Source organism: Kitasatospora sp. MBT63, assembly GCF_000710465.2.
Classification (GTDB): domain Bacteria; phylum Actinomycetota; class Actinomycetes; order Streptomycetales; family Streptomycetaceae; genus Kitasatospora.
The window spans coordinates 12,032-28,571 of record NZ_JAIZ01000342.1; the positions used below are offsets into that span (position 1 = coordinate 12,032).

15 protein-coding genes are annotated in these 16,540 nt (G+C 75.0%); 9 read left to right on the forward strand and 6 right to left on the reverse strand.

Translation table 11 applies throughout. The features are described from left to right. The 4 genes from AA75_RS20365 to AA75_RS53730 form a co-directional block, all read right to left on the reverse strand. Positions 1–735: GNAT family N-acetyltransferase (locus tag AA75_RS20365; RefSeq protein ID WP_233289109.1), on the reverse strand; the 735-nt coding region annotated here is incomplete at its 3' end. A gap of 35 nt (positions 736–770) precedes the next feature. Then, the gene (locus AA75_RS20370) at positions 771–1,874 is read right to left on the reverse strand and encodes a glycosyltransferase (RefSeq protein ID WP_033821566.1); all 1,104 of its coding nucleotides are present in this window, start codon (positions 1,872–1,874) and stop codon (positions 771–773) included. Further along, positions 1,871–3,625 (reverse strand): polysaccharide biosynthesis tyrosine autokinase, encoded by a 1,755-nt coding sequence (locus AA75_RS20375; RefSeq protein ID WP_051812870.1) that lies wholly within the window; start codon positions 3,623–3,625, stop codon positions 1,871–1,873. The genes AA75_RS20370 and AA75_RS20375 overlap by 4 nt, the downstream gene beginning before the upstream one ends. A gap of 579 nt (positions 3,626–4,204) precedes the next feature. Then, positions 4,205–5,350 carry a glycosyltransferase family 4 protein gene (locus AA75_RS53730; protein ID WP_033821567.1) on the reverse strand — a complete coding sequence of 382 codons (1,146 nt, stop codon included), beginning with the start codon at positions 5,348–5,350 and terminating at the stop codon, positions 4,205–4,207. A gap of 246 nt (positions 5,351–5,596) precedes the next feature. Between AA75_RS53730 and AA75_RS20385 the strand changes: the two genes are divergently transcribed. From AA75_RS20385 to AA75_RS20415, 7 genes are all read left to right on the forward strand, one after another. Continuing rightward, positions 5,597–6,676 carry a glycosyltransferase gene (locus AA75_RS20385; RefSeq protein ID WP_149038271.1) on the forward strand — a complete coding sequence of 360 codons (1,080 nt, stop codon included), beginning with the start codon at positions 5,597–5,599 and terminating at the stop codon, positions 6,674–6,676. Between the two features lie 160 nt (positions 6,677–6,836). Then, positions 6,837–7,664, forward strand: coding sequence for a slipin family protein (locus AA75_RS20390; RefSeq protein ID WP_033821581.1), 828 nt, complete (start codon positions 6,837–6,839; stop codon positions 7,662–7,664). A gap of 96 nt (positions 7,665–7,760) precedes the next feature. After that, the gene (locus AA75_RS20395; RefSeq protein WP_033821568.1) at positions 7,761–8,405 is read left to right on the forward strand and encodes a DsbA family protein; all 645 of its coding nucleotides are present in this window, start codon (positions 7,761–7,763) and stop codon (positions 8,403–8,405) included. 261 nt (positions 8,406–8,666) lie between these two features. Beyond that, positions 8,667–9,443, forward strand: coding sequence for an ABC transporter permease (locus tag AA75_RS20400; RefSeq protein ID WP_233289110.1), 777 nt, complete (start codon positions 8,667–8,669; stop codon positions 9,441–9,443). After that, positions 9,433–10,626, forward strand: a complete 1,194-nt coding sequence (locus AA75_RS20405) for an ABC transporter ATP-binding protein (RefSeq protein ID WP_051812874.1) — start codon at positions 9,433–9,435, stop codon at positions 10,624–10,626. The genes AA75_RS20400 and AA75_RS20405 overlap by 11 nt, the downstream gene beginning before the upstream one ends. Before the next feature lie 2 nt (positions 10,627–10,628). Then, entirely contained in the window at positions 10,629–11,828 is a 1,200-nt protein-coding gene (locus tag AA75_RS20410; protein WP_033821570.1) for a glycosyltransferase family 4 protein, read from the forward strand. A 100-nt stretch (positions 11,829–11,928) separates the two neighbouring features. After that, the gene (locus AA75_RS20415; protein WP_033821571.1) at positions 11,929–12,804 is read left to right on the forward strand and encodes an alpha/beta fold hydrolase; all 876 of its coding nucleotides are present in this window, start codon (positions 11,929–11,931) and stop codon (positions 12,802–12,804) included. Between the two features lie 26 nt (positions 12,805–12,830). Here the strand turns inward: AA75_RS20415 and AA75_RS20420 are convergent, their stop codons facing one another. Next, positions 12,831–13,571 (reverse strand): cyclopropane-fatty-acyl-phospholipid synthase family protein, encoded by a 741-nt coding sequence (locus tag AA75_RS20420; protein WP_033821572.1) that lies wholly within the window; start codon positions 13,569–13,571, stop codon positions 12,831–12,833. A 66-nt stretch (positions 13,572–13,637) separates the two neighbouring features. Next, positions 13,638–14,801, reverse strand: a complete 1,164-nt coding sequence (locus tag AA75_RS20425; protein ID WP_033821573.1) for a glycosyltransferase — start codon at positions 14,799–14,801, stop codon at positions 13,638–13,640. 56 nt (positions 14,802–14,857) lie between these two features. Here AA75_RS20425 and AA75_RS20430 point away from each other — a divergent pair, with 56 nt between their 5' ends. Next, positions 14,858–15,637 (forward strand): glutamate racemase, encoded by a 780-nt coding sequence (locus tag AA75_RS20430; RefSeq protein ID WP_033821574.1) that lies wholly within the window; start codon positions 14,858–14,860, stop codon positions 15,635–15,637. 25 nt (positions 15,638–15,662) lie between these two features. Further along, positions 15,663–16,412: a tyrosine-protein phosphatase gene (locus AA75_RS20435; RefSeq protein WP_233289111.1), complete on the forward strand. Its 750-nt coding sequence runs from the start codon at positions 15,663–15,665 to the stop codon at positions 16,410–16,412. Positions 16,413–16,540: the final 128 nt, after the last annotated feature.

A 16,540-nucleotide genomic window follows, 5' to 3' on the forward strand; every position in this document is an offset into this window, starting at 1 on the left:
GCGTTCGCAGGTCAGCACCCGGTAGTCGAGCCCGGGGGCGTCGCCGTAGCGCCAGCGCAGGAAGGACTCGGTGCGCAGCACGGCCTGCCGGCGGTCCGCGGCGTCGCTCTGGGCCCGTTCGGCGAGCAGTTCGGGCAGGCCGGCCGGCGGTTCGGCGAACCACTCGGCGGCGGTGGGCAGCCGGCAGCGCAGTGGACGCGGCGCGGCGGCCGGGCGACGGGTCAGCGCGGCCCGGGCGCCGAGCGCGAAGGCGGCCGGGCGGGCGATCCGCAGGGCTATCGGCACCCGGCCGACCACCCGCCAGCCCATCTTCAGGTAGCCCGGCAGGCTGTTGCCGTTCGGGGTGTTGAAGACCAGCTCGGTGTCGCCGGCCACCTGCTCCAGCAGCCCCGTGGTGAGCCGGCGGAAGATGCCCCGGCCCTGGAAGTCCGGGTGGGTGGCGGTGTCGACCGGCCGCACGGCGCGGACCGCCCGCCCGCCGGCCTGCCACTGCCAGCGCAGGAACAGCCGGACACCGGCCAGCCGGCCGTCCGCGGTCTCGGCGAGCAGCCCGGGGCTGGCGCCGAACGGGTTGCGACGGTGCTTCCAGGCGAAGAAGTCGGCGCTGCGGGTGCCGGTTGGGCCACCGGCCAGCGAGGCCGTCAGCAGCTCCAGCACGGCCGGGGTGTCGGCCTCGGTGAGCGGACGGACGGTCAGCTCGGCAGCCGCTGACGGCCGGTCGGACGGGGTGGTCACGGGGGTGGTCGATCCCTTCCGGGTGGGCCGGGCGCTCAGCGCTCCAGCACCTGCGCGTACACCTGCTCGATGGCCTGCTGTGCCCCGGCCACGTCGAAGGACTTCGAGCGGTCCAGGGCGGCCGCCCCGATCCGCCGGCGCAGCCCCTCGTCGGCGGTCAGCCGGCCGAGCGCGGCGGCAAGCGCGGCCGGATCTCCCGGCGGCACCAGGTAGCCCTGCTCGCCGTCGTCCAGCACCTCCGGCATGCCGCCCACCCGGGTGACCACCGACGGGAGACCGCTGGTCATCGCCTCCATCAGCGCGACCGGCAGCCCCTCCTGACGGGAGCTCAGGGTGAACACGTCCAAGCCTGCCAGCAGTGCGGGCACATCGGGGCGGGAACCGGCGAACACGACTCCTTCACCCGCCCTCCCCTTCAGCTCCGCCTCAAGCGGGCCGGCGCCGATCAGCACCAGCGCCGTCGACGGCTGCGCGGCGCGCAGCTCCGCGAAGGCCGCCAGCAGGGTCGCCTGGTCCTTCTTTGGGGTCAGGTTGCCGACCGTGCCGACCACCACCGCATCGGCGGGCAGGCCGAGTTCGGCCCGCGCCGCGGCCCGGGCGGCCGGCCCGGCGGGCGCGCCGGCCAGGTCCGGGCCGTGGTGCACCACCGTCAGCCAGTCCCGCCCCGGACGGCGCCGGGTGACGGTCGAACCGACCGCGTGCGAGACCGCGATCACCGCGTCGTTGCGCCGGTAGGTCAGCGCGTTGGCCCACCGGGTGGGCGTCCGGTAGCGCTCCCAGACGTTGTGCTCGGTGTGCACCAGCCGGGGCCCGCGCGGCCCGAGCGACAGCAGCCGGGCCGCCACCGCCGGGACCGGCATGTGCGAGTGCACCAGGGCGTACCGCCGCTCGGCCAGCAGCTGCCGCAGCCGCCACGGCCACAGCGCGCCGGGGGCGTCGCCCAGGCAGTGGGTGCGCACCCCGGCCTGCTCCAGGGCGGGCACCAGCGCGTCCTTGTACGGCAGCACGTACGCGACCTCGATCTCGTAGCGCGCGGTGTCCGCGTGCCGGGCGCAGTTGACCAGCAACTGCTCGGCCCCGCCCCGGCCCAGGCCCTTGGCCAGCCAGAGCACCCGGGTCCGGCCCGGGGGCGTGCTCACAGGTCCTCGTTCAGGCGCAGCTGCATGGTGGTCTCCACCGGGGCCTCGGCCGCCCGGCGCTTGGCCCAGCTCGGGCCGGTCGGCGGGTCCGGGTCCTCGGCGGCCCGCTGCGCGCCGGCCGGCTGCGCGGGCGGCTGTGCGGCGGCGGGCGGCTGCGCGGCGGCCCGGCCCGGCGCCGTGGTGACCGAACGCACCGCCTCCCTGGCCCGGCGGCCCGACGGGCCGTCCACGCCCAGCAGCGCCACCCCCGCCACCGGCACCCCGGTGCGCGACAGCAGCTCGCTGACCCGGTCGGCCTGCTCCGGCTTCACATTGCCCGCCATCACGGTGACCAGCACCGCGTCGGCGTGCTGCACCAGGTCGTAGGCGTCGTTGGCGTGCAGCAGCGGGGAGCTGTCGATCAGTACCACGTCCGCGTGCCGGCGGGCCCGGCGCAGCACCTCGCCGGCTCGCAGCACCAGCGCGGCCGGGTAGGCGTTGGTGTTGCCGCCGGTGATCAGCCGGACGCCGTCCACGTTGGTCCGGCGGATCAGGTCGTCCAGGTTGGGCAGCTGTTCACCGCTGAGCAGCTCCGCCATCCCGGGGCCGTCGCTGATGCCGAAGTGGACGTGCGCCTGCGGGCTGCGGAAGTCGCAGTCCAGCACCAGCACCTCGCGGCCGGTCTCGGCCAGCGCGGCGGCCAGGTTGGCCACCGTGGTGGTGCGGCCGTCACCGCTGCGCCCGGACATCACCAGGATCACCGGGGACGGGTCGGCCAGCCGCCGGGAGACCCGCTCGGCCTGCGAGATGCCGCCCTCGCCGAACTGCGCGGACAGCGAGGCCGGGCCGGTCAGCAGCAGGGTCGAGCGCAGCGAGCGGTACGCCTCGGCGCCCGGGTCGGACGGGCGGGCCACCACCAGCGGCTCACGGGTGCGGCGCAGCCGCCGCGACAGCAGCGGGATCTCGCCGATCACCGGCAGGTTGAACGCCTCCTCGGTGCCGTTGCGCCCGCGCAGCCGGGTGTCCATCCGGCTGAGCATCAGCGCCGCCACCACGCCGAGCGCCAGGCCCAGCACCACGGCCAGGGTGAGCCGCAGGCCCCGGCTGGGGGAGCTGAGCAGGCTGCCGCCGGCCTCCTTGGCGTCGATCGAGCCCCACTGCTGGATGGCGTCGGTCTGCGCGGTCGAGCGCAGCTTGCCGATCCGGGTCAGCGTCTCGGTGATCTGGCTGTACGCGGAGTCGACCTGCGGCTTGAGCCGCGCCTGGTCGGCGGCGTTGGCCTTGGACGCGGCCTTGCTGAGCTCGTCGTACTGGGCCTGCTGGTCCTTGAGCTGGTCCTGGGCGCGCTTGATCTGCTCGTCGGCGCTCTTGACGGTCTCGGCGGTGTAGCCGTTGATGGTGGCGTCGGCCAGCGCGCCGGCCAGGTCGGTGCAGGACTGCTGGGTGGGTCCGGTGGTGGAGAAGACCAGCATCTGGGTGGAGGCCGCGGTGACGGTCCGCCGGCCGGTCACCGAGGCCACCGGGATGTTGAGCTTCTTGGCGGCGGCGCCGGCGACGTCCGAGCCCTGGGCGTAGGACAGCACCTGGTCCGCCTTGACCACGTCGCCGGAGCCGGCGACCGGCGTTATGGCCGCCTTGCACTGCCATTTGGCGGTGTCGACGGCGTCGGCCGCCGGGGTGAGCAGGAAGCCCACCAGCAGCGCGGCCGCGGTGCAGCCGGCCAGCAGCCGCCAGTAGCGTCGCAGGACGGTGAAGTGGTTAGCCGGTTCCACCGGTTGGATCCCCTCGCGTTCGTGGTGCAGGCGCCTGGCATGCGCGGTGGGCCCGCACCCGCCAGGCATCGGCGGCGCGCACTGGTGCGGGCCTGCCCGGCGGGGCCGGGCGAGGTGGTACGTGGTTCGGGCGGGGAGGTCGCCGGCCGGTGCTAGGAGGCGGTCCGCGCGGCGCGCGGGCCCCGCCGGAGGCGGCCGGGAGGTCCCGGAAACGGCGTGAGCCGCGTCGATCCGTCCGGTGACGGATCCCGCGGCAGTGGTTCCGGAATCGGCTGTGGTGTCATCAGCCCCCCTGACGGCATCGCTCCTCCCGGGCGCGATCCGCCCGGAGCGCGCCCGGCACCGCCCCCCGACAGTCCCCAGGCCCCCGGAAGTGATGTTTGCCGTCCCGGACCTGCGGCGCAAGCACTTTCACGAATCTCACGCAGGCCGTTACGTCGCCCTTGGGCCGGGACCGGTGGTTGCGGACGCTTTGTCCGCCTTTGCCACCAAGGAACTTGAGGCTCCGTCAGCCCGATTTGCCCGTACTCGGTCAGCTCCGCCCGGCCCGCTCGGCCCGGCCCGCTCAGCTCGGGCCGCTCAGCTCGGGCTGCGGCGCAGCGAGCGCTCGTAGAACTCCACCATCCGGCCCGACACGTGGTGCAGGGTGAAGCAGGTCAGGAAGCGCGCCCGGGCCGCCTTCACCCGTACCGCGGCGGCCGCCGCGTCCTCCAGGGCGTCGATCAGGGCGGCCGCCAGCTCGGCGGGACGCTCCGGCGGCACCAGCGTGGCGTAGTCCTCCGAACCGACCGTCTCGCGCAGCGCCGGCACGTCCGAACAGACCAGCGGCACCCCGACGCCCATCGCCTCCATCGCCGCGCTGCCCAGCCCCTCCCAGCGCGACGGCACCGCGAACACGTCCGCGGCGGCCATCAGGTCGAAGACGTCACCGCGGGCGCCCAGGAACCGCACCTGGCCGCACTCCTGCGCCAGCCGTCTCAGCCGCGGCGTCTCCGCCCCCTCGCTGCCGGCCAGCAGCAGCACCGCCTCCGGGGTGTGCCGGCGCACCGCGGGCCACGCCTCCAACAGCACGTCCAGGCCCTTCTGGTACTGCTGGCGGGCGGCCGCGAGCACCACCGGAACGTCCTCCGGCAGCTCCAGCGCGGCCCGTACCGCCGCCCGCCGCTCGGCGGTCACCGACCCCAGCAGCTCCGGGTCCCGGCCGCGCGGCACCACGTCGATCCGGTCCCGGGAGACCCGCAGCCGGCCGGCCATCGCCTGCGCCACGTGCTCGGTCAGCGCGTGGAAGCGCCGGGTGCCCTGCGCCGTCACCGCGTCCACCGCCTGGGCCGCCCGCACCTTCCACGGGTTCAGCCCGCGGGCGTGCAGGTGCTCCGGCCCGTACGAGGAGTTGACCAGGCTGGACACCACCGGCGTACCGGCGGACAGCGCGGCCGCCCGCCCCAGCACGTCCGACTCGTAGAGTGTGGTGTGCACCAGCTCCGGCCGCCGCTCGCGGACCAGCGCGCGCAGCCCGGCGACCCGGCCGGCCCGGCCCGGCCGGTGCACCCCGAACACCGTCGCCCCCGCGGCCGTCAGCTCGGGCTGGAACCCGCCCGGGGACTCCTTCAGGTACGCCACGTCCAGCCGGACACCGGCCCGGACCAGCTGCGGGGCCATCGCCACCAGACCCTGCTCGGCACCGCCGACCCGGCTGACACTGTCGATCACATAGAGCACATGCACAGCCGCAACCCCCCGGGGAAACCCCATGAACGCCGCCGACCTCCCTGTCGGCCCCGCCCTGACTGCGGCTCAGCATTCCAGGCCGGAAGGGGTGTCCGCCAGGGAATCGGCGAGGTCGCGCTCCGGATCGCCCCCGATGCCCCGCCTGCGCCCCGGCCGTCCGCCCCGGCCCGCCGTGCCGCCCGCGCCGCCCGCTTGGGCCGAACGGGCTGCGCGCCCGCCTGCCGCTGTGCCAGGGTCGTCCCCATGTCAGCCGCTGTGCCGGCGCCGCCGCGCGTCCTCCACCTGATCACCGACCCCCGGCGGCGAGGCGCCCAGAACCTCGCCCGCGACCTGCACGCCGAACTGCTGCGCCGGGGCCGGCCGTCCGCCCTGGTCGCCCTCCAGCCGCACCCGGACGCCGCCGACCCGGACACCCCGGTGCTCGGGCCGTCCCGTCACCACCCCGCCACGCTGCGGGCGCTGCGGGCCGCCGCCGCCCGCGCCGACGTGGTGGTCGCGCACGGCTCCAGCACCCTCCAGGCCTGCGCGCTCGGCCTGCTCGGCACCCGGACCCCGTTCGTCTACGTCAACATCGGCGATCCCCGGCACTGGACCGCGAGCCTGTCCCGCCGCCTGCGGGTCGGGCTGTTCCTGCACCGGGCCGCCGCCGTGGCTGCCATCTCCGACGGCGCCCGCGCGGTGCTGCTGGAACGCTTCCGGCTGCCCGCCGGCAAGGTCCGCACCATCCCCAACGGCCGCCCGGCCGACCGCCACACCCCGGCCGACGACCCCGGGCGCCGGGCGGCCCGGGCCGAACTCGGCCTGCCCGCACACGGGTTGCTGGTCGCCTGGCTGGGCGCGCTCGCCACCGAGAAGCGGCCCGACCTGGCGCTGGCCGCGCTCGCCCTGCTCCCCGACGTCCACCTCGCGGTGGCCGGGGACGGCCCGCTGCGGGCGGCCGCCGAGGCCGCCGACACCACCGGCCGGGCGACCTTCCTGGGCCGGCTCGCCGACCCGGCGCCGCTCTACCGGGCCGCCGACGCCGTGCTGCTGAGCAGCGACAGCGAGGGGGTGCCCGGGGTCCTGATCGAGGCCGCGCTGGCCGGCCTGCCCGCCGTCACCACCGATGTCGGCTTCGTCCGTGACGTCGTCCAGGACGGCGTCACCGGCGCCGTCGCCCCGCCCGGCGACCCGGCGGCGCTGGCCGAGGCGCTCGGCAAGGTGCTGGCCGGCGACCGCGCCGCACTCGGCGCCGCCGCCCGCCGCCACGCGCTCGGCCGCTTCGACCTCGCCCGGGTCGCCGACAGCTGGCAGGACCTGCTCGCCGGGGTGGCCAAGCCGTAGGCCCGGTCCGGTCGGTGCGCTCCGCCCGGTCCGTTCGGTGCGCTCTGCCCGGTCCGGTCCGGTCGGGAGGCTGTCGGTGCGTCGGCCGCGCGCGCATACTGTGCCGCACGGCCACGGGGGCGGGGCGCTCCCGGCCGACGACGGGGAGAGGGTGACGTACGTGGTGTATCTCGCGCTGGTGGTGGTGCTGGGCGCGCTCTGGCTGGCCACCGGTGTCCGGGTGGTGCAGCAGTACGAGCGGGGCGTGGTGTTCCGGCTCGGCCGGGTGCACGGGCAGGTGCGGGGACCGGGGCCGGCGGTGCTGGTGCCGGTGGTGGACCGGATGCGCAAGGTGAACGTCCAGGTCATCACGATGCCGGTGCCGGCCCAGGAGGGCATCACCCGGGACAACGTCTCGGTCCGGGTGGACGCGGTGGTCTACTTCCGGGTGGTCGACCCGGTGCGGGCCACCGTCGACGTGCAGAACTACGCCTTCGCGATGTCCCAGGTGGCGCAGACCTCGCTGCGCTCGATCATCGGCAAGAGTGAGCTCGACGACCTGCTGTCCGGCCGGGAGAACCTGCACCGCGGGCTGGAGCTGATGCTGGAGAGCCCGGCGCTCGGCTGGGGCGTGCACATCGACCGGGTGGAGATCAAGGACGTCGCGCTGCCCGACTCGATGAAGCGCTCGATGGCCCGTCAGGCCGAGGCCGACCGGGAGCGCCGGGCCCGGATCATCACCGCCGACGGCGAGTTCCAGGCGGCGGCCAAGCTGTCCGAGGCCGCCTCGATGATGGAGGGCACCCCGGCCGCCATGCAGCTGCGGCTGCTGCAGACGGTGGTCGAGGTGGCGGCGGAGAAGAACTCGACGCTGGTGCTGCCGTTCCCGGTGGAGCTGCTGCGGTTCTTCGACAGCACGGCCGCCCGCGCGGCGGCGGCCGTCGTGGAGACGCCCGCCGAGGACGCGCCCGCCCGGCCGCAGGTGCCGCAGCAGGCGGACCCGGTCTGACCATCCCACCGGTCCGGGCGGCCGGGCTGCTCCGATCGGGCGAACCGTTCGTGATCGGGGCGACCCGGCCGCCGTCCGGCTGGCAGGCTGCCGGGCGTGAAGACGCTGCTCCGCTCCGCCGTCCTGGCGGCCGTGTCCGCCGGGCTGCTGGCCGCGCCCGCCGCCGCCGCGCCCGACGCCCCGCACGAGGGCGCCCACCTCGCCCGGCCCGGCCTCCCGCAGCCGCTGCGGGCGGCGGCACCGCACGAGGCGGTGGAGTTCTTCTGGTACGACTGCTCGCACTCGGCGGCACTGGAGGAGCCGCTGGCCCGCTGGGCGGCCCGGCACACCGGCGAGGTGGTGCTGCACCGGGTGCCGGCGATCTGGACCGGCGGGCCGGACGAGCGGCTGCAGACCGCGCACGCCCGGCTGTTCTACACGCTGGAGCGGCTCGGCGCGGTCGACCGGCTCCAGGCGCGGGGGTTCCGCGCGGTCCGTACCGAGAAGGCCGACCTGACCACCGAGGACGCCGCCGCCGAGTGGGCCGCCGAACAGGGCCTGGACGAACGGGACTTCCGCGCCGCGTACCGTTCGTCCGAGGTGGACCGGGCGGTCGCGGCGGTGCCCGCGCTGTTCGCCCGGTACGCGGTGGACGAACTGCCCACGGTGGTGGTGGACGGCACCTCGCGGACGGCGCCGAGCCGGGCCGGCGGGGTGGCCGGGATGCCCGCGGAACTGGACCGGCTGATCGCGCGGCCGTGACGGTTCCGGCCGTCTGACCAGGATCATCATCTTCACCGAACCACCCACCGCCGTGCACACTCTGTGCCATTGTGGACATCGGGGCCGCGCCGTCCGTTTTGCGCGGCCCGTTCACATCGGCACCGGAGAGGGCGGGAGTCCGTGGGGGGACAACGCGCGCAGGTCGTTGACGAGCGCGACAGCCAGACCGAGACGAGAGCGGGTCTTGCGGCCGGTCCGCCTCCTGACCTGGTCTTCAAACGCCGGCTGAGGCCCCTCCAGGTGGCCCAGGAGCTCTGGGGCGCACGGGAGTTGGTGCGCGCACTGGCCGAGCGTGACCTACGGGCCCGGTACAAGCAGGCGGTGCTGGGCTTCGCCTGGGCGGTGCTCACCCCGCTGGCGCTGTGTGCGATCTTCACCCTGGTCTTCCACCGGGCCGTGAAGATCGAGACGGGGGACGTGCCGTACCCGCTGTTCGCCTATGTCGGCCTGATCGTCTGGCAGTTCTTCAGCAACACGATGAACCAGGGCGCCGTCAGCCTGGCCAACAACCTGAGCCTGCTCAACAAGGTCTACTGCCCGCGCGAGGTCTTCCCGCTGGCGACCATGCTGGTGGCCAGCGTGGACATGCTGATCGGAATCGGCGTGCTCGGCATCCTCTTCCTGGCGACCTGGACGGCGCCGGCCGCGACCTTCCTGTGGGTGCTGCCGCTGGTCGTGGTCCAGCTGGCCTTCACCTACGGCGTCGCCCTGGTGCTCGCGGTCGCGGTGGTCTACCTGCGCGACGTCCGCCACCTGCTGCCGATCATCACCCAGATGGGCGTGTTCGCCACCCCGGTCGCCTACCCGCTGGACCGGATCCCGCTCCAGCTGCAGGAGATCTACTGCGGCATCAACCCGCTCGGCGCGGTGATCGAGGGGTACCGCCGGGCACTGCTGTACGGCCAGGCCCCGGACCTGCGGTTGACCCTGATCGCCGCCGCGAGCGCCGCGGTCTACCTGGTCGGCGGCTACCTGGTGTTCAAGAAGCTCGAGACGGGGATCGCCGATGTCGCGTGAGTGGGAGCTGGGCACCATCCGCACCGAGCAGGTGTGGAAGCGCTTCAAGGCCGACCAGCAGCGGATGCTGCTGCGCGACCGGGTCGAGCAGATGGCCCGCAAGCTGCGCGGCGGCCGCGGCGAGGACTGGCGCTGGGCGCTGCGCGACATCAACCTGCACATCGAGCCCGGCGAGTCGGTCGGCCTGATCGGGTCCAACGGCTCGGGCAAGTCGACCCTGCTGAAGATGCTGACCAGGGTGATGTACCCGTACGCCGGCGTGATCGACGTCCGCGGCCGGATCGGCGCCCTGATCGAGATCCGGGCCGGCATCCACCCCGACCTGACCGGCCGGGAGAACATCTACCTGTTCGGCGCGCTGCTCGGCCTCAAGCGCCGCGAGGTGGCCGGCCGGTTCGACGACATCGTGGAGTTCGCCCGGCTCGGCGGCGCGATCGACCGGCAGGTGAAGTTCTACTCCTCCGGCATGCAGATGCGCCTCGGCTTCGCGGTCGCCGCCTACCTGGAGCCGCACGTCCTGCTGGTCGACGAGGTGCTGGCGGTCGGCGACGCGGTCTTCCAGCAGCGCTGCCTGGACCGGATGCGCGAGGTCGCCGAGCAGGGCACCACCATCGTGTTCGTCTCGCACGACCTGCCGGCCGTCCAGTCGATCTGCCGCCGCGGCATCTGGCTGGAGCAGGGCACCGTCCGGGTGGACGCCGGGATCAAGGACGCGCTGGCCGGGTACCGGGACTCCATCGAGGCCCAGTCCGAGGCGTCCACCCGGACCGACGAGCCGCTCCAACTGCTCAAGCACGCGATCCGCGGCGACGGCCGGGAGAACCTCACCACCGACGAGCAGATGACGGTGGAGCTCACCCTGGCCGGCGACTACCGCGGCGACGCCACCCTGCACCTGGGCGTCAGCGAAGGCACCTCCAGCCCGATCTTCCAGATCAGCCACGAGGTCCGGCTGAACGGCGAGGAGCGCCAGATCGCCTGCGTGATCCCGCGGCTTCCGGTGCCGCGCGGCCGGTACACCCTGTGGGCCGGCGTCTACAGCATCGGCAAGACCGACGGCGGCACGCTGATGAGTTGGCACTCGGTCGGCCAGTTCGACGTCTTCGGACCGATGCTCGACACCCCGCCGCGCGCCGTGGTGCTGGCCGCGCCGGTGTTCGTCCCGCACCAGTGGGAGGAATGAGGGTGAGAGCGGTCCGGGTGTTGGTGCACCTGAACAACCTGGCGCTGGGCGGGGCCCAGCTCAACGCGGTGGACATCGCCCGGACACTGCGCGGCCGCGGCCATGACCCGGTGCTCTTCGCCCAAGGGGTGGACGGCCCCGCACCGCTGGTCGAGGTGGCGGCGGCGCACGGCCTGGAGGTCGTGGTGGCCGGCGACCCGGACACCCCGCACCGCGAGGTGCGCCGCCGGCTCGACCGGCTGGCCGCCGAGCACGGCACCGAGCTGCTGCACGCCTGGGAGGTCCGGGCCGCCCGCAACGCCTTCTTCGGCCCGGGCCGGCTCGGCCGGATCCCGGTGGTCACCACCTTCTACGGCATCCGGATGCTGCGCGGGCTGCCCCGGCACCAGCCGCTGGTGCTCGGGCTCGGCGCGCTGATGGGCGACGGCCGGGCCTTCGGGCACCGGGACGTCCGGCTGATCGAGCCACCGGTCAACACCGGGACCGACGCCCCGGGGGTGGTGGACGGCGCCGCGTTCCGCCGCGAGCACGGCATCCGGGACGACGAACTGCTGCTGTGCATCGTCACCCGGCTGGTCCCCGACCTGGAGAAGGACGCCGGCGCCGAGCTGACCGTCGAGGCGGTCCGGCTGCTGGACGACCCGCGGATCCGGCTGGCGGTCGTCGGCACCGGCCCCAGCCTGGACAAGCTCCGGGCCCGGGCCGCCGAGGTCAACCGGGACCTCGGCCGCGAGGCCGTCCTGGTCCCCGGCCAGCTGGCCGACCCCCGGCCCGCCTACCAGGCGGCCGACCTGGTCCTCGGCATGGGCGGCTCCGCCCTGCGCGGCCTGGCCTTCGCCAAGCCGGTGGTGGTGCACGGCGCGGCCGGCTACACCGCCGTCCACGAACCCGGCCCGCTGGTGGAGCCGCACGCCTCCCGTTGCATGTACGGCTTCGGTGACGGCTCCCGCTCGCCGAAGGCGCTGGCCGAGCAGATCCAGCAGCTGCTGGCCGACCCCGAACGCCGCGCCCGGCTGGGCGGCTGGGGCCGGGAGTGGGTGGTCGGCCGGTTCTCGCTGGAGAGCGTCACCACCGCCTTCGAACAGCTCTACCAGGAGGTCCTCGCCACCCCGTCGGGCCGCGCCCGCTGGTGGCGGGACCTCGAACAGATGGCCCGCTACGAGTTCACCAAACCCACGGCGCTGCGCCTGTTCGGGCGCTGACGCACCGGCCGGCACCGGGCCGTGGGGGAGCCGGGCTCCCGCCGCGGCCCGGTCCACTGCCGTCCGCAGGTCCACGACCGATCCACGGGGGAGTTCAGAGATGTCCGAGCCGACGGTTCCACGGATCCACCACCGCACCGTAGAGGTGGCCGGGGTGCGGGTGTTCTACCGGGAGGCGGGTCCGGCGGACGCGCCGACCCTCCTGCTGCTGCACGGTTTCCCGTCCGCCTCGCACCAGTTCACCCGGCTGATCGACGCACTCGGCGGCCGCTTCCACCTGGTCGCCCCGGACTACCCGGGCTTCGGGCACAGCGACAGCCCCTCCCCGGACGACTTCACGTACCGCTTCGACACCCTCGCCGACGTGCTGGAGAGCTTCTGCCAGGCACTCGGCCTGGACCGGTTCGCGATGTACGTCTTCGACTTCGGCGCCCCGATCGGCTTCCGGGTCGCCACCCGGCACCCCGAGTGGATCACCGGGCTGGTGGTGCAGAACGGCAACGCCTACCAGGAGGGGCTCTCCGACCTCGCCCGGGGCTTCATCGCCAACCGCCCAGGGGTCGAGGGCGCCGAGGACGCGGTCCGCGCCATCCTCACCGAGGAGGTCACCCGCGGCCAGTACGAGGGCGGCGCCGCCGACCCGAGCACCGTCGCCCCGGACGGCTGGACGCTCGACCAGCACTTCCTTGACCTCCCCGGTCGTCGGGAGATCCAGGTCGAACTGGCCCTCGACTACCACGCCAACCTGGAGCGCTACCCCGAGTGGCAGGCCTGGCTGCGCACCGAGCAGCCGCCCACCCTGATCGTCTGGGGCCGGAACGACCCGTTCTTCCCGGAGCCCGGCGCCCGCGCCTACCTGCGCGACCTCCCGGGGGCCGAGCTGCACCTGTTCGACACCGGCCACTTCGCGCTGGAGGAGCGGCTGCCCGAGATCGCCCCGCTGATCGCCGACTTCCTGACGCGCACCCAGAAGTAGCGGTCCGGCGCGAGCCCCGGACCGGCTCAGGGTGCGGCGCGGCGCAGCACCAGCGTGACGAAGCCGAACACCCCGCGGTAGCCGCCGAGCCACTCCTCGCGGTGCTCGGCGGCCACCCGCAGGGCGTCGGCGCTGCCGGGGTCCGCCGGGTGGTCCAGCGCCCATTCGGCGAGCGAGCCGGTCCAGCAGAACTCGTACTCGTCCAGCTCCGCCGCGCTGCTGGTGTGCCCGTACACCGGGATCCAGCCGTCCGCCGTCACGCGGGCGACGGTCCCGGCCAGGTCGTGGAAGCCGTCGCCGAAGATCTCCAGCGAGGCCGGGTCCGGCTCCCGCTGCCAGTAACCCTCGCCGACCACCGCCACCCCGCTAGGGGCGAGCAGCGGCCGGGCGGCGGCCAGGGTCTGCGACAGCCCGCCGAAGGCGTGCGTGGAGCCGATGCAGAACACCGCGTCGAACGGCTCCTTCGCCTCGAACTCCCGGGCGTCCTGGTGGTGCAGGCCGAGCCGCCGGACCACACCGAGCTGTTCGGCGGCCTGCCGGGCCGCGGTCAGGCCGTCGGCGTCGAGGTCGACGCCGACGGCCCGCAGCCCCGGGCGGGCGGACAGCGCGCGCAGCAGCCAGGCCCCCTGCCCGCAGCCGAGGTCCAGCAGCCGGCCGTCCCCGGCCGGCAGGGCCCGCTCCAGCAGACGGGCCACCGACCCGTCGGACAGCGGGGCGGCGACCGGGTGGTGCCGGTGGGCGATGCGGGAGATCTGTTGACGGTCCATCGGCCAAGTCTGACCCTTGCCGCCCGCCGCCGCCCGCTGTTTTCGCGTCCCCGGCCGGGCCCGGCCTCAGCCCTCCTGCGGCCGGGAGTAGGTCCGGCCCTTCCAGGCGGCCCCGCGCCCGCGCCAGTGCTGGACGGCGGAGTCCACCGTCATCAGCAGGTACAGCGCCGCCGTGAACGGCAGCAGCACCGCGCCCGCCACCGGCAGCCGGTAGTACCGCAGCATCGGCACGAAGGTTCCCGCCATCAGCGCCCAGGCCGCCGCACCGGCCACCGCCACCGCCGGGCGCCCGCCCAGCAGCCCGGCCACCGTCGCCACCGGCGGCACCAGGTAGACCAGCCCCAGGCCCAGCACCGTGCCGAGCAGCAGCAGCGGCGAGTGCCGCAGCTGCGCGTACGCGCTGCGCGACACCATCCGCCACAACTGCCCCAGCCGCGGGTACGGCCGCACACTGTCCACCCGCTCGGCCAGCCCCAGCCAGGTCCGCCCGCCGGTCCGCTTCACCGCCCGCGCCAGCGACACGTCGTCGATCACCGCACCGCGGATCGCCGCCACCCCGCCCGCCCGCTCCAGCGCCGCCCGCCGCACCAGCGAACAGCCGCCCGCCGCGGCCGCCGTCCGCGCCCCGGGCCGGTTGCTCCACCGGAACGGGTACAGCTGGGCGAAGAAGTACACGAAGGCCGGCACGATCAGCCGCTCCCAGCCGGTCACCACCCGCAGCCGCGCCATCTGCGACACCAGGTCCAGCCCGCCCGCCTCGGCCGCCGCCACCAGCTCCGCCAGCGAACCCGGTCCGTGCGCGATGTCCGCGTCGGTGAGCAGCAGGTACTCCACCGGCCCGGCCAGCTCCACCCCGTGCCGCAGCGCCCACAGCTTGCCGGTCCAGCCGTCCGGCAGCGGGGGAGGGACGGTCACCGTCAGAGCCGGACCACCGGCCGCGCCCAGCTCCCGGGCGAGCGCGCCGGTGCCGTCCGAACTGTGGTCGTCCACCACGATCACCCGCGCCTCGCCCGGATACCGCTGGGCCAGCAGACCCGGCAGGGAGAGCGGCAGCACCTCGGCCTCGTCCCGGGCGGGTACCACCACCGCCACCGACGGCCACCGCCGCGGCCCGGGCTGCTCGGGCCCCGGCGGCAGGCGCTGGTCGGTCCGCCAGAAGAGACCGTGGCAGCAGGTCAGCCAGACCCACGCCAGCAGGGACACCACCGAGACCCACAGCAGCACCGTCATCCCGGCAGTCTGCCGCAGCGCGGGCCGCCCGGCCCGGTCAAGTAGAGTCGTGCCTCGTGAAGATCGCACTGGTGGACTCCGGAATCGGACTGCTCCCGGCCGCGGCGGCCCTGCGCCGGCTGCGCCCCGACGCCGACCTGGTGCTCTCCAACGACCCCGACGGCATGCCGTGGGGCCCCCGCACCCCCGAGGACATCGCCGAGCACGCGCTCGCCTGCGCCCGCGCCGCCGCCGAGCACCGTCCCGACGCCCTGGTGATCGCCTGCAACACCGCCTCCGTGCACGGCCTCGCCCTGCTGCGGGCCGAGCTGGAGCCGGGACTCCCGGTGATCGGCACCGTCCCCGCGATCAAGCCGGCCGCCGCGGGCGGCGGCCGGGTCGCCATCTGGGCCACCCCCGCCACCACCGGCAGCCCCTACCAGCGCGGCCTGATCGCCGAGTTCGCGGCCGGCGCCGACGTCACCGAGGTGGCCTGCCCCGGGCTCGCCGACGCCGTCGAACGCGGCGACGACACCGCCATCGCCGCCGCCGTCGCCGACGCGGCCGCCCGCACCCCCGCCGGCACCTCGGCCATCGTGCTCGGCTGCACCCACTACGAGCTGGTCGGCGGGACCATCCGCGCCGCCGTCGCCCCCACCGCCGCCGACGGCCTCACCCTGTACGGCTCCGCCGACGCCGTGGCCGCCCAGGCCCTGCGGCGGATCGGCGAGCACACCGCCACCCCGGGCGGCGGCCGGCTCACCGTCCTGCGCAGCGGCCGCACCGAGGCGCTGCCGTCCGCGGCCGCCCACTACTCCGAGGGCCGGCTGCTGACGGCCACCGCCGCTTCCGCCTGACGGCCCGTCGGCCTACGATCCGGGCGTGACCGAACGCCACCTGCCCTTCGAACGACACCTGCCCTTCGAGCGCCTGCACAACTTCCGGGACCTCGGCGGCTACCGCACCGACGACGGCCGGACGGTCCGCGACCGGCTGCTCTACCGCTCCGACTCGCTCGGCAAGCTGGCCGGCGACGACCTCGCGCGGTTCACGGCGCTCGGCGTGGGGACCGTCATCGACCTGCGGTACCCGTGGGAGATCGAACGGTCCGGCCGCGTCCCCGACCTCCCCGGCCTGAGCTACCACAACCTCAGCATCGAGCACCGGCCGTACGACCAGGCTTCGCTCGGCCCCGAGACCGACACCGTGCCGTTCCTGGCGGGCAAGTTCGCCGAGGTCGCCGCGGACGGGACGGCGGAACTCGCCGAGGTGCTGCGGATCATCGCGGAGGCGGACCGGCCGCTGGTCTTCCACTGCGCGGCGGGCAAGGACCGGACCGGGATCGTCGCTGCGCTGGTACTCACCCTGCTCGGCGTCGACGAGGACCAGATCACCACCGACTTCGCCCTCACCGGCCTCGCCACCGACCGGTTCGTCGCCGACTGGCACACCCGCAACCCCGGCGCCACCCTCAGCTGGCCCGACTACGGCCGCGCCCCCGCCGCCATCATGACCAGCTTCCTCGCCGACCTCACCACCACCTACGGCTCCGCCACCACCTACGCCACCGACCACCTCGACGCCGACCCCGCCCTGATCACCACCCTCCGCACCCGCCTCCTCACCCCCTAGACGGGCGCCTCCCGGGGGGTTGTTCTATTTGGGGGGTGCCCGGGGGGTGTTCTTTGGGGGCGCGGGGAACTGCGCGAGGGGCGGGGGTTGTTCTATGGGGCGCGGGGAACTGCGCGAGGGGCGGGAGG